This is a genomic window from Synechocystis sp. IPPAS B-1465, from assembly GCF_003015225.1.
In the GTDB taxonomy this organism is placed as follows: domain Bacteria; phylum Cyanobacteriota; class Cyanobacteriia; order Cyanobacteriales; family Microcystaceae; genus Synechocystis.
In genome coordinates, this window is sequence record NZ_CP028094.1 from 2,366,571 (window position 1) to 2,393,551 (window position 26,981).

22 protein-coding genes are annotated in these 26,981 nt (G+C 50.2%); 15 read left to right on the forward strand and 7 right to left on the reverse strand.

The window, feature by feature from the left end; translation table 11 throughout:
* Positions 1–201 precede the first annotated feature (201 nt).
* Together C7I86_RS11115 and C7I86_RS11120 are read left to right on the forward strand one after the other, a co-directional pair.
* Positions 202–3,453 (forward strand): efflux RND transporter permease subunit, encoded by a 3,252-nt coding sequence (locus tag C7I86_RS11115; protein WP_010873317.1) that lies wholly within the window; start codon positions 202–204, stop codon positions 3,451–3,453.
* Positions 3,454–3,553: 100 nt separating this feature from the next.
* Positions 3,554–4,918 carry an NAD-dependent succinate-semialdehyde dehydrogenase gene (locus C7I86_RS11120; RefSeq protein ID WP_010873318.1) on the forward strand — a complete coding sequence of 455 codons (1,365 nt, stop codon included), beginning with the start codon at positions 3,554–3,556 and terminating at the stop codon, positions 4,916–4,918.
* 171 nt (positions 4,919–5,089) lie between these two features.
* On the opposite strand, the gene C7I86_RS11125 is transcribed toward C7I86_RS11120, so the two are convergent.
* The 3 genes from C7I86_RS11125 to C7I86_RS11135 form a co-directional block, all read right to left on the reverse strand.
* Entirely contained in the window at positions 5,090–6,382 is a 1,293-nt protein-coding gene (locus C7I86_RS11125; RefSeq protein WP_010873319.1) for a PAS domain-containing sensor histidine kinase, read from the reverse strand.
* Positions 6,383–6,520: 138 nt separating this feature from the next.
* Positions 6,521–7,501, reverse strand: a complete 981-nt coding sequence (gene accD / locus C7I86_RS11130) for an acetyl-CoA carboxylase, carboxyltransferase subunit beta (protein WP_010873320.1) — start codon at positions 7,499–7,501, stop codon at positions 6,521–6,523.
* Positions 7,502–7,614: 113 nt separating this feature from the next.
* Complete coding sequence (locus tag C7I86_RS11135) at positions 7,615–9,060, reverse strand: circularly permuted type 2 ATP-grasp protein (RefSeq protein WP_010873321.1); 1,446 nt, start codon at positions 9,058–9,060, stop codon at positions 7,615–7,617.
* Between the two features lie 279 nt (positions 9,061–9,339).
* On the opposite strand from C7I86_RS11135, the gene C7I86_RS11140 reads away from it, so the two are divergent.
* From C7I86_RS11140 to gloA, 8 genes are all read left to right on the forward strand, one after another.
* Positions 9,340–9,720: a hypothetical protein gene (locus C7I86_RS11140; protein WP_010873322.1), complete on the forward strand. Its 381-nt coding sequence runs from the start codon at positions 9,340–9,342 to the stop codon at positions 9,718–9,720.
* Positions 9,721–9,810: 90 nt separating this feature from the next.
* The gene (locus tag C7I86_RS11145) at positions 9,811–11,316 is read left to right on the forward strand and encodes an AAA family ATPase (protein ID WP_010873323.1); all 1,506 of its coding nucleotides are present in this window, start codon (positions 9,811–9,813) and stop codon (positions 11,314–11,316) included.
* Between the two features lie 132 nt (positions 11,317–11,448).
* Entirely contained in the window at positions 11,449–11,799 is a 351-nt protein-coding gene (locus tag C7I86_RS11150) for a DUF1257 domain-containing protein (protein WP_010873324.1), read from the forward strand.
* A gap of 181 nt (positions 11,800–11,980) precedes the next feature.
* Positions 11,981–13,210 (forward strand): hypothetical protein, encoded by a 1,230-nt coding sequence (locus C7I86_RS11155; protein ID WP_010873325.1) that lies wholly within the window; start codon positions 11,981–11,983, stop codon positions 13,208–13,210.
* Positions 13,211–13,252: 42 nt separating this feature from the next.
* A complete protein-coding gene (locus C7I86_RS11160; protein ID WP_010873326.1) occupies positions 13,253–15,367 on the forward strand; it encodes an acylase in 2,115 nt (704 codons plus the stop codon).
* 17 nt (positions 15,368–15,384) lie between these two features.
* Positions 15,385–16,023 (forward strand): dTMP kinase, encoded by a 639-nt coding sequence (gene tmk / locus C7I86_RS11165; RefSeq protein WP_020862197.1) that lies wholly within the window; start codon positions 15,385–15,387, stop codon positions 16,021–16,023.
* Positions 16,024–16,160: 137 nt separating this feature from the next.
* Positions 16,161–17,399, forward strand: a complete 1,239-nt coding sequence (locus C7I86_RS11170) for a CHAT domain-containing protein (protein WP_223211279.1) — start codon at positions 16,161–16,163, stop codon at positions 17,397–17,399.
* Between the two features lie 113 nt (positions 17,400–17,512).
* Positions 17,513–17,908, forward strand: a complete 396-nt coding sequence (gene gloA / locus C7I86_RS11175; protein WP_010873329.1) for a lactoylglutathione lyase — start codon at positions 17,513–17,515, stop codon at positions 17,906–17,908.
* 312 nt (positions 17,909–18,220) lie between these two features.
* Here the strand turns inward: gloA and C7I86_RS11185 are convergent, their stop codons facing one another.
* A complete protein-coding gene (locus C7I86_RS11185) occupies positions 18,221–19,000 on the reverse strand; it encodes an SDR family oxidoreductase (RefSeq protein ID WP_010873330.1) in 780 nt (259 codons plus the stop codon).
* 622 nt (positions 19,001–19,622) lie between these two features.
* On the opposite strand from C7I86_RS11185, the gene rsmD reads away from it, so the two are divergent.
* Positions 19,623–20,183 carry a 16S rRNA (guanine(966)-N(2))-methyltransferase RsmD gene (gene rsmD, locus C7I86_RS11190; protein WP_010873331.1) on the forward strand — a complete coding sequence of 187 codons (561 nt, stop codon included), beginning with the start codon at positions 19,623–19,625 and terminating at the stop codon, positions 20,181–20,183.
* A gap of 27 nt (positions 20,184–20,210) precedes the next feature.
* Complete coding sequence (locus tag C7I86_RS11195) at positions 20,211–21,440, forward strand: glycosyltransferase family 1 protein (protein WP_010873332.1); 1,230 nt, start codon at positions 20,211–20,213, stop codon at positions 21,438–21,440.
* Between the two features lie 255 nt (positions 21,441–21,695).
* Here C7I86_RS11195 and gnd read toward each other — a convergent pair whose 3' ends face one another.
* Entirely contained in the window at positions 21,696–23,123 is a 1,428-nt protein-coding gene (gene gnd / locus C7I86_RS11205; protein ID WP_014407132.1) for a decarboxylating NADP(+)-dependent phosphogluconate dehydrogenase, read from the reverse strand.
* 15 nt (positions 23,124–23,138) lie between these two features.
* Here gnd and C7I86_RS18750 point away from each other — a divergent pair, with 15 nt between their 5' ends.
* A complete protein-coding gene (locus C7I86_RS18750) occupies positions 23,139–23,303 on the forward strand; it encodes a hypothetical protein (protein ID WP_158299078.1) in 165 nt (54 codons plus the stop codon).
* Between the two features lie 30 nt (positions 23,304–23,333).
* Here the strand turns inward: C7I86_RS18750 and C7I86_RS11210 are convergent, their stop codons facing one another.
* Positions 23,334–23,753: a hypothetical protein gene (locus C7I86_RS11210; RefSeq protein WP_010873334.1), complete on the reverse strand. Its 420-nt coding sequence runs from the start codon at positions 23,751–23,753 to the stop codon at positions 23,334–23,336.
* A complete protein-coding gene (locus C7I86_RS11215) occupies positions 23,753–24,172 on the reverse strand; it encodes a hypothetical protein (RefSeq protein ID WP_010873335.1) in 420 nt (139 codons plus the stop codon). Before C7I86_RS11215 ends, C7I86_RS11210 begins: the two co-directional genes overlap by 1 nt.
* A 348-nt stretch (positions 24,173–24,520) precedes the next feature.
* On the opposite strand from C7I86_RS11215, the gene C7I86_RS11220 reads away from it, so the two are divergent.
* Together C7I86_RS11220 and C7I86_RS11225 are read left to right on the forward strand one after the other, a co-directional pair.
* Complete coding sequence (locus tag C7I86_RS11220) at positions 24,521–25,726, forward strand: SGNH/GDSL hydrolase family protein (protein ID WP_041425833.1); 1,206 nt, start codon at positions 24,521–24,523, stop codon at positions 25,724–25,726.
* A gap of 92 nt (positions 25,727–25,818) precedes the next feature.
* Complete coding sequence (locus C7I86_RS11225; protein ID WP_010873337.1) at positions 25,819–26,979, forward strand: cysteine desulfurase family protein; 1,161 nt, start codon at positions 25,819–25,821, stop codon at positions 26,977–26,979.
* The last annotated feature ends 2 nt before the right edge of the window (positions 26,980–26,981 follow it).

The following is a 26,981-nucleotide window of genomic DNA, read 5'->3' on the forward strand; positions in this document are numbered from 1 at the left end:
GGTGGGTCTAGGGCAGGGCAAATTTAAAGAAACTCTGGGGATTGGCTCCATTCCCCAGAAAAACCTTTAAGATGGGTGGGATCTTTGCACTCTGGACATTCCCGCCCCCGGCGATCGCCATGGGTAGGGGAAGCTTTTTTCCCCTGTTGCCGTCAATGGATTCCGTGAGTCCGGTTTACCTTTCCGCCGTCCCCCAGGTTTATGTTGCTGAGTATCTCCAACGTTTTCATCAAAAACCCCGTGCTGACTACGGTGTGCACCATCGTGATCATCCTCCTCGGGGCGATCGCCTTACCCCTCCTGCCCCTGGCCAAACTTCCAGACATGGCCCCCAAACAGGTGCAGGTAACCACCAACTATGTGGGCTCCGATGCCCAAACTGCAGTGGATAATGTCACCACTGTGCTAGAGCGGCAGATTAACGGTACGGAGCAAGTCATTTATATGAACTCCACCACCGACAACACTGGCACTAGCACCATCAACGTCTATTTCCCGGTGGAAATGGACCGCAACATTGCCCAGGTACTCGTCCAAAATAACGTGGCGATCGCCGCTTCCAGTTTGCCGGAAGTTGTCAACCGCCAGGGGGTAACGACCCAGACCCAATCCCCCTCTGTCACCATTGCCTATGGGGTTTACTCAGAAAACGATGACCAGGGCAAACCGATCTATGACGACATCTTTGTCAGTAACTTTGTTGACCGGGTGTTGCTGGATGAAATTAAACGGATTGACGGGGTGGGTTCGGCCATTTTAATTGGGGCTTCTGAATATGCCATGCGTTTTTGGCTAGACCCCGATGCCTTGGCCGCTAGGGACTTAACCGCGGCCGATGTTACCAACGCCATTCGGAGCCAAAACATTCAAGTGGGGGTAGGGGGGGTTAACCTGCCGCCGGTCACTGATCAACAACGTTTCCAAATTAATGCCCGGGCCCTGAGTCGCTTTACCACCCCGGAAGAAGCGGAACAAATTGTCGTCAAAGTGGGGGATGATGGTACTCTCATTCGTATTAAAGATGTGGGGAGGGCCACCATTGGTACCCAAAACTATATTCAAACTGCCCTGTTCAATAACGCCCCGGCAGTGGCATTTGTTATCTATCAACTGCCCGGTACCAATGCCCTAGACACGGCCAACATGGTCAAGGAAAAAATGGCGGAGTTACGGCCCCTATTTCCCCCTGGTCTAAATGCAGAGGTAGCTTTGGATAACACCCTGTTTGTGACGGCATCTTTGGAAGAAGCGGCCCTGACCCTAATTGAAGCCATTTTGCTGGTAATTTTAGTGATTTTTATCTTCCTACAAAATTGGCGTACTACCCTAATCCCAGCCCTGGCCATTCCCGTATCTTTGATTGGGGCCATGGCCTTTGCCCTAGCTTTTGGTTTTAGCTTGAACCAGTTGACCCTGTTTGGGGTAATTCTGGCCACTGGTCTCGTGGTGGATGACGGTATTTTGGTGGTGGAGGCGATCGAGGTAAAACTGGATCAAGGCATGAAGCCATTCCAGGCCGCCCTAGATGCCATGGGGGAACTAACGGGAGCCGTAATTTCCACCTCTTTGGTGTTGATGGCTGTGTTCATCCCTGTGACATTCTTCCCAGGTACTACGGGGATTGTTTATAAGCAATTTGCTGTAATTATGGCTTCGGCGGTAGCGGTATCTACTTTTAATGCCATCAGTTTTTCCCCTAGTATGTCCGCCATTTTAATGCGGCCCAAAAAAGAGGTCCATGGCCCCCTCGCTTGGTTTTTCAATCTTTTTAACCGCACCTTTGACTGGTTAAAGGAACGCTACGGCAATATTATCACGGCAATTTTAAAGGTCAGACTGCTGGCTATTCCCATTTTTATTGGCAGTTTAATCCTCACAGTAATTGTCTATAACATCACCCCCACTGGGTTTATTCCCGAAGAAGATCAGGGGTATTTTTTCATGTTGGGCAACTCCCCCGCCGGTGTGTCTATTGAGTACACTAAAGATGTGATTTCCCAAGCAACGGAAATTGTCTCCGCTCGCCCAGAGGTGGAACATGTGCTGGGTATGGGGGGCTTTAGCTTTTTAGGCAATGACAGTAGTAAATCCCTCTTTTTCGTCAAGCTGAAAAATTGGGACGAACGCCCCGGGCAAAAGGGGTCTGTGTTCGGTCTGTTGGCAGAAATTAACCGAGAGTTAGCTCAAAAAATTCCCGATGCCCAGGTGTTTGCCGTTAATGCTCCCCCGGTGGACGGCCTTAGTAGCACAGGGGGTCTGGATTTTTACATCCAAAACCGGGGTGGTATGCCCCTGGAAAATTTCTTGGACTATGTCCAGCAATATATGGAAAAGCTGCGCCAGGAACCGGCTCTCAATCCCCGTACGGTTTTTACCCAATTTACCTTTAATGCTCCCTTGTTAGAAATTGGGGTGGATCGGGAAAAGGCCAATGCCCAAAATGTTGATATTTCGGAGGTGTTCAACACCATTGGTATTTACATGGGGTCTAGCTATATCAACCAATTTGTGATGGAAAGCCGGCTTTATCAGGTGTATGCCATGGCCGATGGGCAATTCCGTTCTAATCCCCGGGATATTGGTCGCCTTTATGTCCGTTCCCGCACTGGGGCTTTAGTTCAGCTCAGCAATTTAATTGATGTTAAACAAACCACCTATCCCCCGATTCTGACCAATTTCAATATTTATCCGGCGGTGGATGTCCAGGCTTCTCCGGCGGCGGGCTACAGTACGGGGCAAGCCATGGCAACCATGGAAAGGTTGTCTAAGGAGATGTTCCCCGATTCCATTGGTTATGCCTGGTATGGTACGGGCTATGAAGAATTGCAATCGGCGGGGGCGGCTCCGATCATTTTTGGTTTAGCCTTCATCATGGTGTTCCTGGTACTCTCAGCCCAGTACGAAAGTTACGTGGATCCCGCCATTATCATGATGACTGTTCCCCTAGCTATTCTCGGGGCGATCGGGGCGATTTTACTGCGGGCCAACTTTATGGTAGCCACCAACATGGTTTGGCCCACGGTAAACAACAATGTTTACGCCCAGGTAGCCTTGGTTATGTTAATTGGTCTAGCTAGTAAAAACGCCATTTTGATTGTGGAATTTGGTAATCAGGCTATGGATTTGGGCATGAAAATTCCCCAGGCGGCGGCTTTTGCGGCCAAGGAAAGGATGCGACCGATTCTGATGACCGCCATTTCCGGGCTGGTGGGTTTTTGGCCCTTGGTAATTGCTTCTGGGGCGGGGGCGATGAGCCGCTGGTCCTTGGGAACGGCTATTTTTGGTGGTTATCTAATTTCCACCATTCTTAGTTTGTTCCTAGTGCCGGTGCTCTATACCCTTGTCAAAGAGGCTGAGGCTCGCTTTTTGAAGGGGGAGAAAGGGGAAGGTGATTCTAATCCACCCCCTCCCTCCGGGGAAGATAATGGGGAGCCTGTTAATAACCCCAGCTAGCAAGATTGGGGGCCAGCAACCTAGACTAGAAAGTGAAGCCAATGGCTTTGGGGCAACTTAAACTCTGGAATTTTCCAGCTTGAGGGGGAGGCATTAACCCATGGCGATCGCCACTATTAATCCGGCCACGGGCCAAACGGTGCAGACTTTCATCGCCCATAGTCAGGTGGAAGTTAATGCCAAGTTGGATTTGGCCCAGGAAACATTCCAAAGTTTTCGCCATTTACCTTTTGCTCAACGGGGGCAATGGTTAAGAAAGGCGGCGGATATCCTCGAACAACGGCGGGATGAATGGGCCGCCCTGATGACCCTGGAAATGGGCAAATCGATCCCACAGGCGATCGCCGAAGTGAATAAATGTGCCCTGGTCTGTCGTTTTTATGCGGACAAAGCCGAGGAATACTTAGCCGATGAAGTGGTGACCACCGATGCTAGCCAGAGTTTCATTGCTTACCAGCCCCTGGGGGTAATTTTGGCGGTGATGCCCTGGAATTTCCCCTTTTGGCAGGTGTTTCGTTTTGCGGCCCCAGCTCTGATGGCCGGTAATGTGGGTCTGCTCAAACACGCTTCCAATGTGCCCCAATGTGCGTTGGCGATCGCCGAAATTTTCCAAACCGCCGGGTTTCCCGAAGGAGCGTTTCAAACCCTATTGATTGGAGGCAAAGTGGCCAGTGAGTTGATGGCCGACGACCGCATCCAAGCAGGAACTTTAACCGGTAGTGAACCCGCTGGAGCTAGTTTCGCCAGCGCCGCCGCAGGGCAAATTAAAAAAACCGTGTTGGAATTGGGCGGTTCCGATCCCTTCATCGTCCTCGAAGATGCGGATTTAGACCAAGCCCTAAAAGTAGCTGTGCCAGCCCGGATGCAAAACAACGGCCAATCTTGCATTGCCGCTAAAAGATTCATTGTCCAAGCCAGTGTTGCTGAGGAATTTTTCCAACGTTTAACCAAAGCATTCCAAGCTCTTAAAGTAGGAGATCCCAGCCTCTCAACCACCGATATTGGGCCCCTAGCTACCCCTGATATTTTGGCGGACATTGTTGCGCAAGTAGAACAAACCATTGCTGCTGGAGCCCACTGTCGTTGTGGCGGCCAAGCCCTAGACCAACCGGGAAATTACTATCCTCCCACCCTGCTCACCGACGTTCCCCCCAACGCCCCTACCTACCGTCAGGAATTTTTTGGCCCCGTGGCCCTCGGATTTACTGTCGATAATTTAGAGGAGGCGATCGCCTTGGCCAATGACATTCCCTTTGGGTTGGGGGCCAGTGCATGGACAACTAACCCGGAAAATCAACAAAAACTAATCCGGGGCATAGAAGCCGGGGCTGTATTCATTAACGGTATGACTAAATCTGACCCCCGCATTCCCTTTGGAGGCATCAAGCGCTCTGGCTTTGGGCGGGAACTTGGCCGCATGGGCATTTTAGAATTTGTCAATGCTAAAACCGTTTGGATTGCTTAGTCCGCCACCATTTTAAAATTATCGCTCTTCTATTCAGTGTAGGCGGTAAAGTCTATGGGAACTTCCAGTTTAAGGGCTGTCCCGTTAAATATGGCTTCGAGTTTTTGAAGCATAATTTTCTAACGTCTGTGGATTTTTTTAAGCATAGCTTGACCTTCTGTTGGTCGAATTCTAGGGATTTTCATCCATATTCGGTTCATAGGGCAGCTCAATGGTGAACATTGCTCCCCCAGTTTCATGGTTAGCTGCGGTTAAATTTCCCCTGTGGGCCAGGACAATTTCCTTGGCGATCGCCAAACCCAGGCCACTGCCATGGCGTTGACTATCGGGATGTAGGCGAGCACGGGAACTATCACCCCGATAAAGTCGCTCAAAAATGTAGGGTAAATCCCTTGGTTGAAATCCTAGGCCTTGATCCCTAATAATCATGGTGATCCCTTCTGTGCCTTGATGACCCTGCACAAAAATAGTCCCTTCCGGTGGGCTATATTTCAGCGTATTGTCCAAAATATTCATCAATACCTGCATCAGACGATCGCCATCCCCCTCTAGGTTCAACTTGGTTGGCCCTTGGTAATCCAGGGTGATATTTTTTACCACGGCGATCGGGGTTAATCGCTCCCAGGTAATGGCGAGTAAATGGCGTAAATTAATCGGTTCTGGCTCGAGGTAAAGATTGGGATTAGCGGTTATTTGGGTTAAATGGAGCCAACTTTCCACCAAATTCTGCAAACGAGAAATCTCCTTCAACAACCGTTCGGCCCAGTCCCCATCTTCAGCGGGCAGTCGAGCCTGTAAACGTTCCGCAATCAAAGCCACCGCTGTTAAAGGGGTTCGTAACTCGTGGGCCAGATCGGAAAAAGCTTGATCCCTACCCTGGCGCAGGGCCGCTAAAGTTTGGCGATTTTCCACAAATACAGCCACTTTGCCTTCTTTGAGGGGAAATCCCGATCCCCTGAGAAGAATCGACTCTGGTGTTAGTGGGCGGTGATTGCCCCAACCTTCCATGGCGGCGGTGAGGGGAGGAAAAAATGACCATTCCCGAGTCTGGTTAGTTTGGGTTTGCCGGGTACACTCAATTAATTGATCCAATTCGTAGGAGCGAATAAACTCCAAAAAAAGCCTGCGTTCCCCCGGTTGCCAATAACGGATATGTAGCAAACTTTCAGCCGCAGGATTACACCATTCCAAATTATTTTCCTGATCGATTAATAAATAACCGAGGGGAGAAAGGGACATTACTCCCCGCCAATGGGCAATGGTATCTAGATATTCCGCACAGAGATCATTTAAGTGATTAATTTCTCGCCGCACCAGGGACACAAGGGACAGGGAATGGGAAACTTCCTGGGTATCCGGCAGCCCAGTGAGCAATTTTTTAATTTTATTATTGAGCCGAAACCGTTCGATCGCCCCGATGCCAAAACCAATTGCCCCGCCGATCGCCAATGTAATTATTTCCATGTTCTAGCAGTTGCCTAGTCCGGAGCAGCATTTTTTCCACCAGCGATGATAGCAATTATCATCAAGTACAGCTAATAGCTAATGCGAACCCATTGAATTCTAGTCTTTTTAAGCTGAATCGCCATCAGTAGATACTTTTTAACCATCTTGATTGACGGAAATTTGATTATCCACCGCCAGGGCCGTATGGCTGAGCACTAACTCTGGGTTCACCTGATTGGAGTCAGCATTGAGGGGGGGCAAAATGGGATAAAAGGGTTGATGTAGGCTAATCAACTGAGCCAAAGTCCTTTTCAGTTGGGGACGGGGCACAATGGCATCGACAAAACCGTGGTGTAGTAAATATTCGGAAGTTTGAAAATCGTCGGGTAACTTTTCCCGCAATGTTTGCTCAATCACTCGCCGCCCCGCAAAACCGATGGTGGCTTTGGGTTCCGCTAAAATCAAATCCCCCAACATGGCAAAGCTGGCAGTCACCCCGCCAGTGGTGGGATGGGTGAGCACAGGGATGTAAAGTAACTTTTGCTCCCGATGGTTTTGCAAAGCTCCAGAAATTTTGGCCATTTGCATTAGGCTCAGCATGCCTTCCTGCATTCTGGCTCCACCGGAGGCACAAATAATTACCACGGGCAATCTTTCCAAAGTGGCGTACTCAATTAGGCGGCATAGTTTTTCCCCTACCACGGAGCCCATACTACCGCCCATAAACCGGAAATCCATTACCCCCAAGGCGATCGGTAGACCGTCAAGGCGACCGTGGCCAGTTTGCACTGCGTCCGTCAAATCTGTTGCTTTTTGGGTATCGCGGATGCGGTCTTTATAGGATTTGCGGTCTTTAAATTTGAGGGGATCGGTGGGCCGCAAATGTTCATTGATGGGTTGCCAGGTCTTGGCGTCAATCAACTGGCGAATCCGCTCGTCACTGTCCACCCGGAGATGGTGCCCACATTCGACACACACCATCCAATTGCCCTGCAGATCCTTGGTGTAGGTCAACACACCGCAGGCCGGGCACTTAGTCCAGAGACCATCGGCCACCTCCCTTTCCTGGGGGGATTGGGGCTGGAGCACTGGGGGCTCAGCTTTTTCACGGTTGGCAAACCAATCAAATAGAGACATATTTGTTCGGGGACAGTGGCGATCGCCGGGGTAATCCAGAATACATTCGCCATTCTACCAAGATCGTTGACCCCGCTTTGGCGATCGCCGGGTTGTCAGGGCTACAAAAGCCATTATTGCGTGGAACCTTGCAACACCCAGGTATCCTTACTGCCGCCGCCCTGGGAAGAGTTGACCACCAAGGAACCTTTGCGGAGGGCAACCCTAGTCAAGCCACCGGGATGGACATAAATTTCATCGCCCCGGTTAAGGATATAGGGACGGAGATCCACATGACGACCCTCCACCTGATCGCCGATCAAAGTGGGTACTCGGGAAAGATTTAGCACCGGTTGGGCAATGTAGTTACGGGGATTATGGCGAATGCGTTCGGCAAACTGGGCCCTTTCCTGGGGGCTGGCACTGGGGCCCATCAACATACCGTATCCCCCAGCTTCGTTGGCGGATTTGACCACCAATTCCGCCAGATGATCCAGCACATAATTTCTATCTTCTTCTCGCCAGCAAAGATAAGTGGGCACATTGGCCAAGAGGGGTTCTTCCTTGAGATAGTAATTAATCATCTCTGGCACATAGGCATAGATGACCTTATCATCCGCCACGCCCGTGCCGGGAGCATTGGCCAGGGCCACCCGCCCTTGGCGATACACTTCCATCAACCCTGGTACTCCCAGAAGGGAGTCTGGCCGAAACACCTCTGGGTCAATGAAATCATCATCCAGACGGCGATAGACCACATCCACCCGTTGTAAACCCTTGGTGGTACGCATTTGTAGATAGCCATCGGCCACCACTAAATCCCGACCTTCCACCAACTCCACCCCCATTTGTTGAGCCAGGAAGGAATGCTCAAAGTAAGCAGAATTATTAATACCAGGGGTTAACACCACCACCACCGGGGCGGCTAAGTGGGGCGGAGCCAGGTTCAGCAAAGTTTCCAGTAATTGGCTGGGGTAACTGTCCACCGGTTGGATGGGAATAGTTTGGAACATATCGGGAAAAGTGCTTTTCATTACCCGCCGATTTTCCAAGACGTAGGAAATGCCGGAGGGCACCCGCAGGTTATCTTCCAGCACAAACCATTTACCTGCGCCATCCCGCACTAAATCAGTGCCAGTGATATGACACCACACTCCGGCGGGGGGCTTGATACCAATGCAGGGCTTCAGAAAACCACTGGCGGATTCAACAATGTCCAGGGGCACAATGCCGTCTTTAACAATATTTTGGGGGCCGTAAATGTCGGTCAAAAAACAGTTCAGAGCTTTGATGCGCTGTTTCAAACCTTTTTCGAGCGATCGCCATTCGGCTTCGGCAATGATGCGGGGAATAATATCTACGGGGAAAATACGCTCCACTCCCTGGTCATCGTTGTAAACCCGAAAAGTGACCCCTAGGTTAAAAAGGGCAATTTGGGCCGTTTCGTGGTGTTGCCTGAGAATTTCCGGCGATAACTGCCCCATCCAGTCGATGAGGGGAGCCGCCTGGGGTCGGGGTTGTCCTGGGGCGAAAAAAAGTTCGTCGTAGAAATTGCCTGGGTCGTAGCTCTGAAGTTGCATGGTTCCCCATCGATGGTGGTCTAGGCTTGGGCCATGGTGCCATTGGTGATCAGTTTTTGGCTATTTGCAGAGTGAAAGTGTTTTGCCAACTCCAGTCGCTAACCCTTGGCCACGGTCCCATTATTCAGCTTGGAAGGAAACGGGGGCAGCGGTTGTAATTGAAGCGACAATTTCCTGGGTAATTTGGCTTTTGTAACAAAATATTACAAAAATGCAGGCATAGTGGCTTAATGGCTTGACAGGATAGTGGCGCGTGATTAAATTGGGGTACTATACCCGATGGGTAACCTAATCATTAGTGATATGCAGGACAAGCAAAAGGTCACACTTTATATGCCGCCGGGCATCCATCGGCAACTCCGAATTCGCTCAGCCATTGACGCTGAATCTATGTCGGCGATCGTAGAACGGGCCATTGATTTTTACCTCAAGCACCCGGACAAGGTCGAAGCCGAAGAAAAGTCCGCCTATGGCAAAACCCATCAAGTACATATCTGCCCCGAATGCGACGCTGCCATGGTGATGCGGGACGGACAGATGATGTCCCTGAAGGATCAGCCCAGTGTCCTGAACGACAACGAAGAGTCTTCCCTACCTCTGGTGGAGGATGCTCCGGCAACCGCCGATGTTGATGGGGAAAAGATGCTGATTCCCTGCTAAGTCGACCAACATTTCAGTTGGCCCTAGGCAAAATCATTCACATCGATTTCCTGTTCATTCCTTTCCTTCCCTCAATTTTTGGTCGAACCCATGCAAGAAGAGCTGAGTGTACTGCTGAAAGCTCAATACCCCCTGATTTATCTCGTTACTTCTGAGGAAGAACGGGCTGAGCAAGCGGTGTACCGCATCGTTCAGGAGGTCACCCGGCACCAGCGGCTATTTGTTTGGACTGTGACCCATGGCTTCCGGGAATACGGCGTTGCCCAACAGAAAACCCACCACAATACCATCTCCCCTGAGGCGGCGATTGAGTGGGTGGTGCGCCAGGAACCGGGCATTTTCATTTTCAAAGACCTCCATCCTTTCATCTCGTCTCCGGCGGTGACCCGGTGGTTACGGGAGGCGATCGCCAGCTTTAAGGGCACAGAAAAGGCGATCATACTCATGTCTCCCTACCAGGAAACCCCCATTGAACTGGAAAAGGATGTGGTGGTGTTGGATTTTGCCCTGCCCGATTTGGTTACCCTCGATGGGGTGCTGGGGCAACAGTTGGGTAAGTCTCGCCATGCCCTGGGAGAAGATTCCCGGGAAAAACTCCTTAAGGCAGCCCTGGGATTAACCAAAGATGAGGCGGAAAAAGTCTACCGCAAAGCCTACGTCAAAGCAGGCCAGTTAACCGAAGGGGAGGTGGAAATTGTCCTCTCCGAGAAAAAGCAGTTAATCCGCCGCAACGGCATCCTTGATTACATTGAGGAGGATGAAACCATCCGGGCCGTAGGGGGATTGGAGGAACTGAAAAAATGGTTAACCCAACGCTCCGACGCTTTTACGGAAAGGGCCCGGGAGTACGGTTTGCCCCAACCCAAGGGCATGCTGATCCTGGGGGTGCCCGGTTGCGGTAAATCCCTCATTGCCAAAACCACTTCCCGGCTTTGGGGTTTGCCCCTCCTACGCCTGGATATGGGGCGGGTCTACGACGGTTCCATGGTGGGGCGATCGGAAGCTAATCTCCGCAACGCCTTGAAAACCGCCGAGTCCATTTCTCCAGCTATTTTGTTCATTGATGAATTGGACAAAGCCTTTGCCGGGGGAGCCGGTTCCGGGGATTCCGACGGCGGTACCTCCAGCCGCATCTTTGGTAGTTTCCTCACCTGGATGCAGGAAAAAACTTCCCCTGTATTCGTTATGGCTACGGCCAACCGGGTCGATCGCCTGCCAGGGGAATTTCTCCGCAAGGGACGGTTTGATGAGATTTTTTTCGTTGACCTACCTTCTTCCGAAGAGCGGGAAGCCATTTTCCGCATTCACCTCCATAAACGGCGCAAAGACACTTCCCGTTTTGACCTGGGGGAATTGGCCCGCACCTCCGACGGTTTTTCCGGAGCAGAGATTGAGCAGGCGATCGTAGCGGCTATGTACGAAGCCTTTGCCCAAGAAAGAGAATTTAACCAGCTCGACATTATCGCAGCGATCAAATCGACGTTGCCCCTGTCGCGCACTATGGTAGAGCAGGTCACCGCGCTTCGTGACTGGGCCCGACAAAGGGCTCGGCCTGCCTCCGCTTCTGTGGCTGAATATCAGCGACTGGAGTTCTAACAAGCTTTCTCCTGTTCCCGCAGGAGCAAAGACTAACCGTTGGGTTAGTAGTTTAAGATAAGCCGTTTTGATGGCGGCATTTCCCACTTCTCAATTGTTGTTGTTGACTTTTTTCTCTGGAGGAAATCCACCATGTCTCATTTCAGCACTCTCCGTACTAAGATCACGAACGCTGAAGTTTTAACATCTTCCCTCAATGACCTCGGTATCACCACCAAGACCGAAGCTGATGTGCGGGGCTACAATGGCCAACGCATCCGGGCTGACATTGTAGCCGTTTTGGATGGTGACTACGATTTAGGCTGGTCCCGCAACAGTGATGGTTCCTTCGACTTGATCGCTGATCTTTGGGGTGTGGCTAAAAAGCATAATCAGACTGAGTTGATCAATTCCATCAACCAGAAGTATGCCGTTAACCAAACCTTGGCCGAGGTAAAACAACGGGGCTTACAAAACGCCAACGTGAAGTTAGTCGTCCACTAAACTGCATCCCTTTGTTTCTGCAAAACGATTAGGATTTTTGGTGCGTTCCCAAGCCTCTTCTGGTAGCTGTCTTGATTGCAGGACGGCTGCTTTTTTCTGTCCATATTCCGTTAAGCTTGGGTATGGGCTGGTTCCATTGTCTTATTGATTAAGACGGTTTTTTGGTCTTTTTTTTGCTCCCATGTCTATTCCCCCTAGTGCTCTGGCTGATGTAGCCCACTATCTTGAAGAACAGGATGAGGGGCAAAGGATAAAAAAGTTACTCTTTTGTTTGTCGAAAAAATACTGGGAAAATGATCCCAATGTGCTCGACAGTAATGGTTTGGACGCCCTACTAATGGAGTTGGTAGTACAAAAACCAACGATCGAACAATTTACCTTTTCCCTCTATAAGCTAGTCAAAACCCTCAACCGCCCTAAGGTTTATGCGGCGGTGGCTAAAACCATACTGGACCAGTTGGGGCCAATTTATACGGCCTATGGAAAAACAGCTATACCAGAAGATGTTAAGGGCGAGGATGGGGCGATCGCCGCGATGCCCATGGAAACTGAAACCCCAGCTCCCATACATAGGGTGGTGGATCCCCAATACGTGGCCACCCAAGTGGCTCACATTCTGGTGCAGCATCGGGAACAAGCCCGTATTCAAAAGTTAATTTTTGCTGTGGCCCGGGGTTATTGGGAAAACAATCTCCAGGCGATCGAACAGGTGGGGCTAGCCAACTTATTGTTGGAGTTGCGGCAACGTTATCCTACCCCTGGTCAGTTACAGGAAGGCTTTAGTCAGATTGTCAACAACATCAACAAAACTACTTTCTATCTGGCGATCGCCAGGTTAATTCTGGAGCAAATGCAGGGCTTGTATGACAGTGGCCCTGGGTCGGAAGAACAATCGTCGCCATCCCACCAGGCAACCCAAGCAAATTTGATGGCGTCTGACTCTCCTAGCCCGGCGGAAAGCCAACTCAAATCCCTGGCCACATCCATCGTTGATTTTGACGCGTTGCCCATTCCCGCTCCTCCCCCCAGGCCCCGCCCAAGTGAACCAATTCTGACGGTGTTGGGGGCGGTGGTCCCCTCTCCTCCGGGTACCCCCCTCCAAGCCCACACTGAGAAGAAGGAATACAACCTGTTTGAGATCCGCTCAGAGATTATGCAATATACCAATCCCTTGCGGGCAAAAGTTTTACTTTTTTCGGTGTTGTTCCAAAGTTGGGACGAACATAACCCAGACTGGAGTTTAGTGCGTAGTTATGCCCTAGATGACCTAGTAGAGCAACTTATCCTGAGTCGTAGGCGGCCCAACGAGGTGGAAATTAAGCTCAATGCCTTGGCGAACCAAATGTTTGACCAGGAGGAATATCAACAAACCGCCCAAACTCTGATCAAAATTATTAAACCCCTATTGTAGTTTCGTTTAGAATTGAACCGCCAACGGAGATTTTCAGGACCAATGCTGGTGCAAATACGGGGTAAATTACGGCGGGGCGTAGGACTGGTATTACTATTCGTTCTCACAGTGGGGTTGGGCATTGGTAACCCAGTGTGGGCCAATGGTAAAACGGAAATTTTTTGGGATAGCTGGGGAGTACCCCATATTTTTGCTGCCAATGAAACCAAGTTAATGGAGGCTTTTGGTTGGGCCCAGGCCCGGGGCCACGGAGATTTACTCCTCACCTTGTATGGGGAAGCAAGGGGCAAAGGAGCGGAATATTGGGGCATTGATTACCTTGACAATGATCAGTATGTCCATACGATGAATATCCCTCGGCGATCGGAGGTGTGGTTAAATGCCCAAACCCCAGCCATGCGCCGTGATCTGGAAAGTTTTGCCCAGGGTATCAATAATTATTTCCAACAACATCCCGATTTCAGTCAGCCCAGTTTGCGCCAGGTATTGCCCATCACAGCCCAGGATGTGGTGGCCCATGTACAGAGATTATTACTGTTTGAGTTTGTTACTAATCCCCAAGCCGTTGCTAGCCTCGCAGGACAAATACCAGAAGCTAACGTACCCATTGCCTCCAATGCCTGGGCGATCGCCCCTAAGCAAACTGAATCAGGCCATGGGCTATTACTAATCAATCCCCATTTACCCTGGGGGGGGCAATTTCGTTTAACGGAGGCCCAATTGGTGGCCCCTGGCATGGATCTGACCGGGGCGGCCTTTGTGGGAACTCCTGTGCCGGCCATGGGTTTTAACAATGATTTGGGCTGGAGCTTAACAGTCAATTATCCCCATAACGTGGGCAAATATGCCCTTACTTTGGCAGAAGGGGGCTATGAATGGGACGGGGAAGTTAAATCCTTCGATCGCCGTAATAATCAAGTCAAAATTCTCCAGGGCAATGGCAGTTACCAAACTTTGCAATGGGAAGCCCTAGAAAGTGTGACGGGCATTGTGGTGGCCCAGCGGGGAGGCAATGCTTACACCCTCAAAATTCCTGGTTTGGACCGCAGTGGGGCCATCAGTCAGTTTTTGCACATGGGTAAAGCCAAAACCCTAGAACAGTTTGAAGCGGCTTGGCAAAAGCAACAAATTCCCATGTTCAATGTGCTCTACAGCGATCGCCAGGGCAATATTTTTTATCTATACAATACTTTGACCCCTATCAGGGAAGGCAGTTGGCAAGATTGGGACCGTCTGCAGCCGATTAACCGCAGTGCCGATTTAAACTCTGATTACTACATCTATGAACAATTGCCCAAGCTAACGAACCCCGCCAGTGGTTGGCTCCAAAACAGCAATGATCCCCCCTGGACCAGCACCTTTCCCCCGGAGTTGGATGCGGCGGATTATCCTCCCAGTCTGGCCGCGCCGGATCTAAGCTTTGCTCCTTCTTTGCTGCGTACCCAACGGTCAATTAAATTGCTGAAAAATAACTCTTCCCTAACTTTTGAGCAGTTTAAGCAAAAAGTCTTTGACAGCCAGATGGAATTAGGCGATCGCATTGTGCCTCTACTGGTGTCGGCCGCTAAAGTCTTGGCTAACCCCATTGGTATTGAAGCGGCGGAAGTGCTCCAGGCCTGGGACAAACAGGCTAACCCCGATAGTAGGGGAGCGGTATTGTTTATGCTCTGGGCCCTGACCATTGGCGCAGATAAAGTTTTGGGCGGTCAATGGAATCCCGCTGACCCCCTCAATACCCCCAGCGGCATGGCGGACATTAACAAGTTCATGGCGGTGCTGGAAGGGGTGGCGGCCCAGGTGAAATTTCTCTACGATGATTTGGCGATCAGTTGGGGAGAAGTAGTGCAAATGCAGGTCGGGAATTTTACTGCTCCTGCCAACGGTGCTCCCAGTAACCTAGGCAGTTTTCGGGTCTTGGCCCTCAGCACCATTGCCAACCAAAGATTTCAAGCAGTGGCCGGAGATAGTTACCTGAGCTTAGTGGAATTTGCCGATCGCCCCCGGGGCCAGAGTATTTTGGTCTATGGCAATGCCAGCCAGCCCGATTCCCCCCATAACGGTGACCAGTTGGAACTTTACAGTAAAAATCAACTGCGACCGGTGTGGCGATCGCCAAGGGAAATCAAGGCCCATCTGGAAAAGGAAGAAATTCTCTAAAACTGGGAAAAACAATCATGGCGGCATTATTTATTGTGCTAGAAGGCATTGACGGGTCAGGGAAAACCACCCAAGGGGATCTCCTGTTGGCCCATTTTCAGCGCCAAGGCCTGGCCGCAGTGCTTAGCCCGGAACCCACCAATGGCCCCGTGGGCCGCTTAATTCGCCAAGCTTTACAGGGAGATTTATTTACCTACAACGATGCCCGACAATTTGAAGCCCAGATGGGTTATTTATTCGCTGCCGATCGCCATTACCATCTCTACCATCCAGGGGATGGAGTGGAGGCAAAATTAGCCCAACAATGCCACGTAATCACCACCCGCTACTATTTTTCTTCTCTCGCCTATAATTGCCACACAGAGGCCGACTGGGAATTTGTTCAACGCTTAAATCAATCTTTTCCCCAGCCTGACTGGGTAATTTACCTAGACCTCCCGGTGGATTTGGCCCTACAACGCCTTGGCGATCGCCAGCAACTGGAGGACCAAGCCCCGAGGGAATGTTACGAACAACGGGAAAAGCTAATCAGTGTCCACCGCAATTACGACAGAATTTTTGCCCATTACCAGGGCCAACTTTGTCGCCTGGATGCCAGCCTGCCGGTGGAGCAACTACACCAAGCCATTATCACCAAAGTTGAGGAAATGCTGTGAGTAGATTTTGCCCTCGGTTCCGGTTATGGGGACGGCTAGTGCCGGGAGTAATCCTCGGCCTACTGCTTTTTATCGGATTGGCCCCTTGGGTGCAAGCTCAAATAAAACTTCCCCTAAATTTTTCCCCACCAATCTTGGTGAGTTCACAGCCCAGTAATGCCCTCAACGTCCAACAGGTAAACGAGCTTACCACGGACCTTGAAGGTAAATGGGCAGGAATTTACGAAAACTATTTCCAAGAAGATTTCTCTAGCCTGGGTTTAACCACCGAGGAAATTGGTAAAAAATTAGCTTCTCTACAGCAACAAACGGGGCAAAAAGCGGCCATTTTTTGGATTAATCCCGAAGCAGATGGGGTTTCCATTTGTCTGTTAACCGGCGATCGCCCAACGGTGGGGGTAAAGGTGCTGGATACGGCGGAACAAAATTTGATGGCCACCGCGGAAATGTTTGCCCTGCAAGTGAGTGATCCCCGCAACCAAAATTATCGAGCCACCGGCAAAAAGTTATATGACTGGTTGATTGCTCCTGTGGCGAACGAATTGAAAGCCAATGCCATTGACACCCTAATTTTTTGTGTGGGTCCTAAACTGCGCTCTCTCCCCTTTGCCGCCCTCTATGACGGGGAGAAATTTTTAGCCGAGCAATATGCCATCACCCGTATTCCTGGTTTTAACCTGACAGAGTGGGGCCCCACCGACCTGAGTCAAGCAAGAATTCTGGCTATGGGATCTTCGGAATTCACGGATGCTGAACCGTTACCGGGGGTGGCTTTGGAGATTGCCAACATTACCCCCCAACCCTGGCCCGGGGTTGCCATGCTCAACCAACAATTCACGATACAAAATTTGCAGGCGGCCCGCCAACAACAGCCCTTTCCCTTGGTGCATCTGGCCACCCATGCGGAATTTAATGCCGGTTCCCCCGCCGACTCCTACATTCAGTTTGTTAACAGTCGCTTGAACCTCAAGGAAATTAGGAATTTACAATGGCAGAATCCTCCCGTTGATCTTTTAGTGCTCAGCGCTTGCACCACTGCCTTGGGTAATACTCAGGCGGAATTGGGGTTTGTGGGCCTGGCTCTGCAATCTGGGGTCAAATCAGCCCTGGGTAGTTTGTGGCGGGTCAGTGATCTGGGCACCATGGCTTTGATGAGTGAATTTTATTGGCAGTTAAAAGCTAAATCCTTCAAGGCCCAAGCTCTGCAACAGGCCCAAATCAGGATGATTAATGGGGAAATTAACCTCGATGCTGGAGAATTGCACACTTCCCGGGGGGCGATCGCCGTGGAGGATGAATTATTAACGTTGAGAAATCCCGAACTTTCCCATCCCTACTATTGGGCAAGCTTTTCCCTGATTGGCAATCCTTTTTAGAAGTTACTTCAACTGCTCACCACCACCAGATCCTGGAAAAGATAAAGCCAAGGGCGATCGCCAAGATTTTGCTAGGATCTGCCTGTTGACCCAACTTAGATCATTAAAAACTTATGTTCTTGCTACACACCATGATTCGAGTGGGAGATTTAGACAAATCCCTGCAATTTTACTGCGACATTTTGGGGATGAATTTACTCCGCAAAAAAGACTACCCCAGTGGGGAATTTACCCTCGCTTTTGTGGGTTATGGCAAAGAATCGGAGAACGCGGTGATTGAGTTAACCCATAACTGGGGCACCGATAAATACGATTTGGGTAATGGTTTTGGCCACATTGCCCTGGGGGTGGAAGACATTTATAGCACCTGCGACAAAATCAGAGATAAGGGAGGGAAAGTGGTGCGGGAACCGGGGCCGATGAAGCACGGCACCACCGTCATTGCTTTTGTGGAAGATCCCGATGGCTACAAAATTGAATTGATCCAAACTTCCTCAAAGAAAGATTAGGTTCACACTGCTGAGGTGCAGTCCTAACTTCTATAACCATTGCAGTTGAGTAATCTAAGAGCGTGTTTGAAAAGCCCCCCTGGCCCCCCAAGTTTGGGGGGAAACTAAGTCAAAGTCCCCCAGTATTGGGGGATTTAGGGGGCAGAATCAGACTTTATAAACAGGTTCTGAGTACCCGATCGCCGATTGTTTTTGTTAAGGGGACAGGTCTTGCCAGTCCCCCAAACTTACTGGAAATTTGGCGAGTTGATGGGGGAAAGTACAAAACTTGCAATGGTTCCCTAGGTAGACAATCCTATCCCTGGGAGGGGATCAAACCGATTGGGGGGTAGCCAACAGCAGTACCCGTTCCAATAATTGGGGGGCAAACCGTTGGCACCACACAGCCAGATGACTCTGCCAACCCACCAAAATTTCACTACGGTTTTGTTTTAAACCTTTGACTAAGGATTGGGCCACTCGACCGGCGGTCATGGCTCTGACCCAGCGGAATTTTTGTAAACCCTTGGCCATATCCGTGTCGGTCAGGGTGGGTAGCAGGGTAACCACAGCGATGTTATGGCGGGCCAGTTCTCCCCGCAGAGCTTGGCTAAAGCCGAGAATGGCAAACTTAGTGGCGGAATAGGTGGCCATGGTGGGGGCCGCCACTTTGCCCATCAAACTAGAAACGTTGACAATGGTGCCCTCTTTTTGGGAGACCATGCGTCGGGCCACGCAACGGGTGATGCAATACAGACCCATTAGGTTAAGGGAAATTTCTTGGTAAACTTCCGGGAAGCGGCTATGGAGAAAGGGATTTTGGTGGGCAACCCCGGCACAGTTAACCAGCAAATGGATGGGGCCATGGTCCCGCCAAGTTCTGGCGATCGCCGTGTTGACGGCCACGGGTTGGGTTAGGTCCAGGGGCAAGGCAATGGCCTGTAATCCGGGATGTCGTTGTTCTAATTCGTCAGCCAATGTTTGCAGACTGGCGTGGTTACGGGCCACAAGGATAATTTTTCCCAGACCTTGTTTGGCTAGTTCTTCGGCGATTGCCCGGCCGATGCCCCGGGAAGATCCGGTCACTAAAGCAGTTTTGTTGAGTAAATTCATTGCTTACCTCCTATGGAATATGAGGCGTGTTCTCCCTGGGAATAGATACGGAACAAATGCCGACAGGGAGAAATTTTTGGGTTAATGGGTTAAGTACGATATTGGAGAAATTGGTTCTCCGTAACCCCAAAGCGGGGCACTAACTTTGCATTCCAGGTGCTAGCGGGGAATGGACAAGACAGTGCTATGACCTAGGCCTACCTAGAAATCACGGCCATGGTTCAACCTAAAAGCGATGGGAAAAATTAACGAACCAAGGGGAGACAAACGGTGCTCCAGACAATGACGGGCATAATTTTTGACCTAGACCCCGAACCATTGCCTCGAATAGTTCTTCAGTCTGGGGTGTGGTGGCTTGACTGGCACTGATGCATGGGGAGCATGGTAAACGCCTCCTAAAATTGTTTCAGCGTGGTTAAATGCACTCTCTGAAGCACACGCTAACAGATCAAACAAGAAACAGCAACAATTCTTAATATTTCGGGGCCAGTTTGGCGATCGCCCCTGGCTGGAGAGGCAGTTTTTCCTATGTCCTTTGTCGCCCTGATGTGAGAATTTGGAGTATCCCTTCTGAGATTGCCTGGGCAGTCAGTGATGGGAGGGTCAATTTTTGTTCAGTGCTATGCGTATTTACGGCAATCGCCTCCTGAAAACCCTACCGGGGCAACAGACTAGACCTACCACAGGGAAAGTCCGCCTGGCATTATTCAACATTTGGCGGGGAGAAATTCAGCACTGCCACTGGTTGGACCTCTGTGCGGGCAATGGCACCCTGGGGGCTGAGGCCCTGTGTCGGGACGCGGACAAAGTAGTGGCGATCGAGCAGTCTGCCAAAGTTTGCACCATCATCAAAGAAAATTGGCAAAAACTAGCGAAGCCTGGGCAACAATGGTCAGTTTTGCGGGGAGATGTGCTGAAATTGCTCCCAAGCTTGGCAGGACAAACCTTTGACCGCATTTACTTTGATCCCCCCTATGGCAGTGGACTATACAACCCTGTTTTAACCCTGGTGGGGGAATTGCAAATTCTCAGCCCCACTGGAGAAATGGCAGTGGAATATGACCGACACCATTGGCAGCCACCGGAGCAGATTGCTGGGTTGGAATTAATGCGTCAAAAAAAATATGGGTTGAGCAATTTAGCTTTTTATTGGCGGGAGCAAGGGGAAGCTTTGCCGATATAGTATTCTAGGTTGGCCCACCGCCGGATTGTGAAGTTTTGTTGTGAAGGGCGATCGCCGGGTGCGGCCCTGGATAGTGCCTTCTATTTTGTTGATGTTGATCTGATTTACCCCCATCTAGCCATGCGTGTTGCCCTGTTTACGGAAACCTTTTTGCCCAAAATTGATGGAATTGTCACCCGTCTGAAGCACACAGTGGAAAATCTGCAACGCCAAGGGCATCAGGTATTGGTCTTTTGTCCAGAGGGGGGGCTCAAGGAATATAAAGGGGCAAAAATCCATGGAGTGAAGGGCATGCCTTTACCCCTTTACCCAGAACTAAAACTGGCTTTCCCGTCGCCCCAAATTAAACAGGCCCTGCTGAAATTTCAACCAGACCTAATCCATGTGGTCAATCCAGCGGTATTGGGCTTGGGAGGCATCTATTACGCTAAAAATTTGCATATTCCCCTAGTGGCTTCCTATCACACCCATTTACCCCAATATTTGCAACATTATGGTCTAGGGGCCCTGGAAGGGGTGCTGTGGGAACTGTTAAAACTGGCCCATAACCAAGCGGAATTAAATCTTTGCACTTCCTCCGCCATGGTGCAGGAATTAGTCAACCACGGCATTGAACGGGTGGATTTATGGCAACGAGGGGTAGATACGGAACTGTTTCAGCCCCACCTGAAATCGGCCCAAATGCGGCAAAAACTGTCCCAGGGTCACCCTGACGATCCCCTATTTTTATATGTTGGTCGGGTTTCGGCGGAAAAACAAATCGATGAAATTAAGCCAGTGCTCGAGGCCATTCCCCAGGCCCGGTTGGCGATCGTGGGGGATGGACCTAACCGAAAAAATTTAGAAGCCCATTTTGCTGGCACTAATACCTATTTTGCCGGCTATATGCAGGGATTAGAGTTGGCGGCGGCCTTTGCTTCCGCTGATGCGTTCATTTTTCCTTCCCGTACTGAAACCCTGGGCTTAGTACTTTTGGAAGCTATGGCGGCGGGCTGTCCCGTGGTAGCGGCGGCCTCTGGGGGCATTTTAGACATTGTCACCGATGGTGAAAACGGTTACCTGTTTGATCCCGCTGTGGCAGGGGGAGTGGTGCAAGCCACCCAAAGGTTAATGTCCGCCCCTGGCGATCGAGAACTCTTGCGACAAAACGCTCGGCAAGAAGCGGAACGATGGGGTTGGCCAGCGGCCACCAGACAATTGGTGGACTACTACCAACTGGTAGCCTATGGGGAAAATGACGCTCCGTTAGCGGCTTAGGGTATAGCTTGCCACCCTCTGACTGTAGACAACAACTCGCTAAACCGTTACCAATCCTCGCAAACTTTCCCTCCAAACTTCGGGAAATTGGGGGGCATTTAAACTCCGAAAAAAATTTCCCCCGGCACAACCAAGGGGAAGAATACAATTATTTTTTCAAGAATGCCGAGGGCCTTTTGGATCTTTACCCCCATTCAGAACTTGACTGAATTTCTTCCCAGGGTTGGGAGAGTAATAATTGTGGCAAACAAAAAATCAATCAAGCCATTCCGTGTGGAAAAATTCTCCCCTCGGCTTATCAGTCCGTTCATAGGTGTGGGCCCCAAAGTAATCCCGTTGCGCTTGAGTCAGGTTTTGGGGAAGCACCGCCCGCCGGTAACTGTCAAAGTAATCCAACGAGGAACTAAAGGCCGGCACTGCAATGCCCATTTCATTGGCCAGCATCAACACTTCTCGCCATGGCCCCTGGCGATCCAAAATACTTTGCTTGAATTCCGGAGCTAGAAGTAAATTGGGCAACTGGGGATTGTCTTTAAAAGCTTTCTTGATCTTGTCTAAAAAGCCAGCTCGGATAATGCAACCCCCTTTCCAAATGCGGGCAATTTCCGGCAGGTTAACGTCGTAGCCAAATTCCTGGGAAGCTTTGGCAATTAGGGCCATGCCCTGGGCATAGGAACACATTTTCGAGCAATAGAGGGCATCCCGCACCTTAGGAATCCAGGCTTCTACGTCCCCACTAAAGGTTTTACTGGGACCCGACAGTTGACCGGAAGCGGCCACCCGTTCTTCTTTGAGGGAAGACATTACCCTGGCGTTAACGGCGGCGTAAATAGTGGGAATGGGCACTCCTAATTCCAAACCACTCATCACCGTCCAGCGTCCTGTGCCCTTTTGGCCGGCGGCATCAAGGATGTAGTCAATTAAATGGCCTCCGGTTTCGGGATCCTTTTTAGCAAAAATGTCGGTGCTGATTTCAATCAGGAAGGAGTTTAACTCATCGGTTTGATTCCATTGGCCAAAAACTTCGTGGAGTTGTTCGTTGCTCAAGCCGAGGCCATTTTTCAAGATGTCGTAGGCTTCAGCGATTAGTTGCATATCGCCATACTCAATGCCGTTGTGGACCATTTTGACGTAATGTCCTGCTCCCCCTGGGCCAATAAAAGTCACACAGGCGGGATTATCGGGGTCTTCCACCTGGGCGGCAATTTTAGTCAGAATGGGTTCCAATTCTTTGTAGGCGGCCGGGGTACCACCGGGCATCAAACTAGGACCCAGTAATGCGCCTTCTTCCCCTCCACTGACTCCCATGCCGACAAAGCCCAGGCCGGTGGCTTCCAAATCTTTGGTGCGACGTTCCGTATCTTCATAAAGGGAGTTGCCACCATCAATGATCATGTCCCCTTCTTCCAACAGGGGCTTCAACTCATTGATCACTGCATCCACGGGTCCCCCAGCTTTGACCATTACAAGGATTTTACGGGGGCGTTCCAACAGTTGGACAAATTCTTCTACGGTGTAGGCGGCTTTGATATCTTTGCCCACAGCCCGTTCGGCCATGAATTTCTCAGTTTTGTTGGGGGAACGGTTAAACACGGCGATGGGAAAGCCTCGACTTTCCACGTTGAGGGCAAGATTTTCCCCCATTACCGCTAGTCCAATTACCCCAAAAGTTCGCTTAGTCATAATAGCTACGTTAAATTGCACAGTCGGGCAAGGTTAATTTCCTTAAGGGTACATCGCATTTTTTGTTTGCTACCCCTGGGGCAAAATTTTTCTCCCTTTGCTTCCATTCTGACCCGGCTTAGTTTGGCGGTGGCTAGGTTCATCGGCGATCGCCTTTTGATCCGTAGATATTATTCTTAGTTAAATGGCTCTGGCTCTGGCGATCAGAGTTTATAAAGAAATTTCTTCGTGGGTCAAAGCAATTCCTTCGTCTTTACAGGTTTGTTTGATAAGAATTAGCTGACTGGGCTTAATGGCTCCAAAAAGATGAATCCTCAACGAATGATTGGTGTAATATCTGCCATAACTTTTGACTTGCCCGATCGCCGCTTTCCAGTTCTTGGCGGTCTTGACTTCAATAATTTCGGTCTTGGTCAGAATATCTATCCTGCCAACGGGGGTTTGAACTTCGATGTCTCCCCCCAATTTTTTCGCTAACCTTTTTTGATACCAAGACTCAGGATGCTTTTGTCCACTGGGAAAACTTTCCCCCAATGTGACTTTTTTCTCCCTTTCCTGCCCATTAACTGCATCGATGAGATCCCTAACGAATCCCCTAACAAGACTCTGGAATGGATCTGGTTTGGGCATTATTCACCGCCAAACATTTTGTACAGCCCATAGCCAGCTAATCCAACTACCGCACCAGCGGCGGCGATCGGGGCCATTCCTATTCCTATGGCCGTTCCAGTAAGAGCTAATCCCATTCCACCTAATGCCGCAGATGTCCCTGCTCCAACTACCGCACCAGTAGCAATTGCCCCAACTGCCATTGGATCTTGACCTTCGATTGCTTTTTTTGCTCCAAAGGCGGCAGACCCAACCACCGCACCAGCGGCCGCAACTGGGGCCATCCCTATGCCAATCCCGGCCCCGGCAACGGTTAATCCCATCCCTCCAATAGTTGCGGAAAGTCCAGCCCCAGCTACAGTCCCGACTGCAATTGCACCAGCCGCAATATCGGTATCGTCAATTTGACTGTTTTCTTGATTCTCGTTTTTGTTATCCATGGTGGAGAGTCTGTTGGGATATGTGTTTGTGATGGAAACTTGAAGATTAAACGGCGATCGCCTATTGGACTGTGAACTTTCTGAGGGCAACTAAATTTGAAACTTAGAAAGGTTAATACTGGTTTTTAGAAAGATTGTCGAGCAATTGTCCTATTTCACTTTTGATAATTCAGTATATTTTGCTACAATTTTATGTTTCTTTACCTTTTGTCCCCTACCAAATGGCGATCGCCTCGATGATTGTGGCTTGATCAACTTCGAGGTCATTAGATGTGGGTATAGTTATTGAGTTTGGTTTAGGGGAGGTTCACCCCAATGCCACCTTTCTCCGCAATCGTTTTATTCTCCATGACAAAATCTCCTCAAAAGAAACAGTGGTTGGCCAATGCCTTACTGGTGCTGGGCAGTTTAGGTTTTGCCGTGGTGGTGGCGGAAGTGGCCCTGAGGTTAATGGGCATTGGTTATCCCAGTTTTTACCAAGTCGATCCCCAACGGGGCCATAGTTTAATTCCCAATTTCAGCTCCCGTTGGACCCATGAAGGCAATGGTTTGGTAAGAATTAATGCCGATGGCCTGCGCGATCGCCATTATGAAAAGGAGAAACCGGCGGATACCTATCGCATTGTGGTATTGGGGGATTCTTTTTCCGAAGCAATTCAGGTTGATGAAGATGAGACCTATTGGAGCGCCATAGAAAAAAATTTGCCTTCCTGCCCCGGCTTAACGGGTAAAACGGTGGAAGTAATTAATTTTGGTGTGGGGGACTACGGCACTGCCCAGGAATATTTAACTCTCCAGCACCATGCCATGGAATACCAGCCAGATTTAGTCTTACTGCAAATTTTCACCGGCAATGACATTGTCAATAACTCTCGTCAACTCAGCCCTGGCGATCGCCTAGCGCCCTTTTGGGAAGAGGTGGATGGTAAATGGCAAATGCAGTTCGATTTTAAGGAAACAGCGGCCTATCAACGGCGGAATAGTGCCCCAAGACGATTCCTGTACAGCTTGATTAATCGGGTGCAGTTGCTACAAGTACTCAACGAAGCCAAACGACAATGGGTAACCCAGCGGACTTTAACCACCCAACAGCAAGGCAATGCTGACATCATTCCCGCTCTAGATTTCGACGTTAATTTATACCGGGAACCCACTGACCCCGCCTGGGAACAAGCTTGGGCCGCTACGGAATCTTTAGTCATAGCGACCAGTCAACTAAGTAGGGAAGAAAGTGCTGATTTTTTAGCAGTGGTGATTAGCAATCCTCCCCAGGTATATCCCGATCGCCAGGTGCGGGAAAAGTTAAAGCAGCTAGGGGCGGAGAATTTGTTTTACCCTGATCAACGGTTGAGCGCATTGGGACAACAGGAGGATTTTCCTGTGTTGACCCTGGCGAAAACCATGCAACAAAAAGCCGATGCGGAGCAAATTTATTGGCACGGTTTTGAGAACACCATCCCCGGAGTGGGTCATTGGAATGTTCAGGGCCATCAACTGGCCGGCGAATTAATTGGCGATCGCCTTTGCCAAATGGTGACAGAGCAAAAAAAGTAAAACGTTATCCTTTAATCTAAGTCCCGCAAAAGTTGAGCAAAATTAGCCGGGGATATGGGAACTGAAAGGATAAATGAGCAGAGGAAATCACTATGGAACGGCCTCTTTACTTCGACAACCACGCCACCACTGCCCTCGATCCTAGGGTACTGGAAGCCATGCTCCCTTACCTGACAGAGCAGTATGGTAATGCGGGCAGTGCCCATTTTTACGGTTGGCAAGCCTCAGCGGCAATTAAACAAGCTAGGCAAGAAATTGCCGAGACCATGGGGGCCCAACCAGAAGAAATTATTTTCACCAGCGGCGCTACGGAAGCTAATAATTTGGCCATTCGGGGAGTGGCGGAGGCGTACTTTGCCCAAGGGAAACACCTGGTGACGGTGGAAACGGAGCATCAAGCGGTGTTAGCTCCCTGTCGTTATTTGGAAACCTTGGGGTTTGAGGTGACCTATTTGTCAGTTCAATCCAGTGGTTTGGTGGATTTAACCGAGTTGGAAAAGGCTTTACGGCCCGATACCATTCTTGTTTCCGTGATGGCGGCCAACAATGAAATCGGCGTGCTGCAACCCCTCAAGGAGATTGGTGCTCTCTGTCGCCAACGCTCAATTATTTTTCATTGTGATGGGGCCCAAGCCTTGGGCAAAATTCCCCTCGACGTCCATCAACTTAACATTGACCTACTTTCCTTCACTGGGCACAAAATCCATGGACCCAAGGGCATTGGGGGATTATATCGCCGTCAAAATCCGGGGGTGAGGTTAGCGCCCCAACTGTTGGGGGGAGGGCAGGAAGGTAATTTTCGTTCCGGAACTCTGCCGGTGCCCCTGATTGTCGGTTTAGCCAAGGCTTTGACCATAGCTGGGGAAACTTTAGTGTCGGAAGGCGATCGCCAGCGACAACTGCGGGATCAACTCTGGCAAGGTCTGGCAAAAATTAGTGGGGTGGTGCTGAATGGGGACTACGAACAAAGGTTACCGGGCAACCTCAATGTCAGTATTACTGGGGTTGATCCCAAGGCTTTGCTAACTACATTGCAACCTCGATTGGCATTATCTTCCGGTTCCGCCTGTTCTTCCTACCGCACTGAAGCTTCCCATGTGTTGTATGCCCTGGGTCGGGACAAAACCAGCGCCCAAGCTAGTCTCCGTTTTGGTTTAAGCCGATTTACCACCGAGATAGAAATTGACCAGGCGATCGCCATTGTGACGGATACAGTAGCTAGGTTAAGGGCCGATGCTTCTAACCAGAGTTAAAT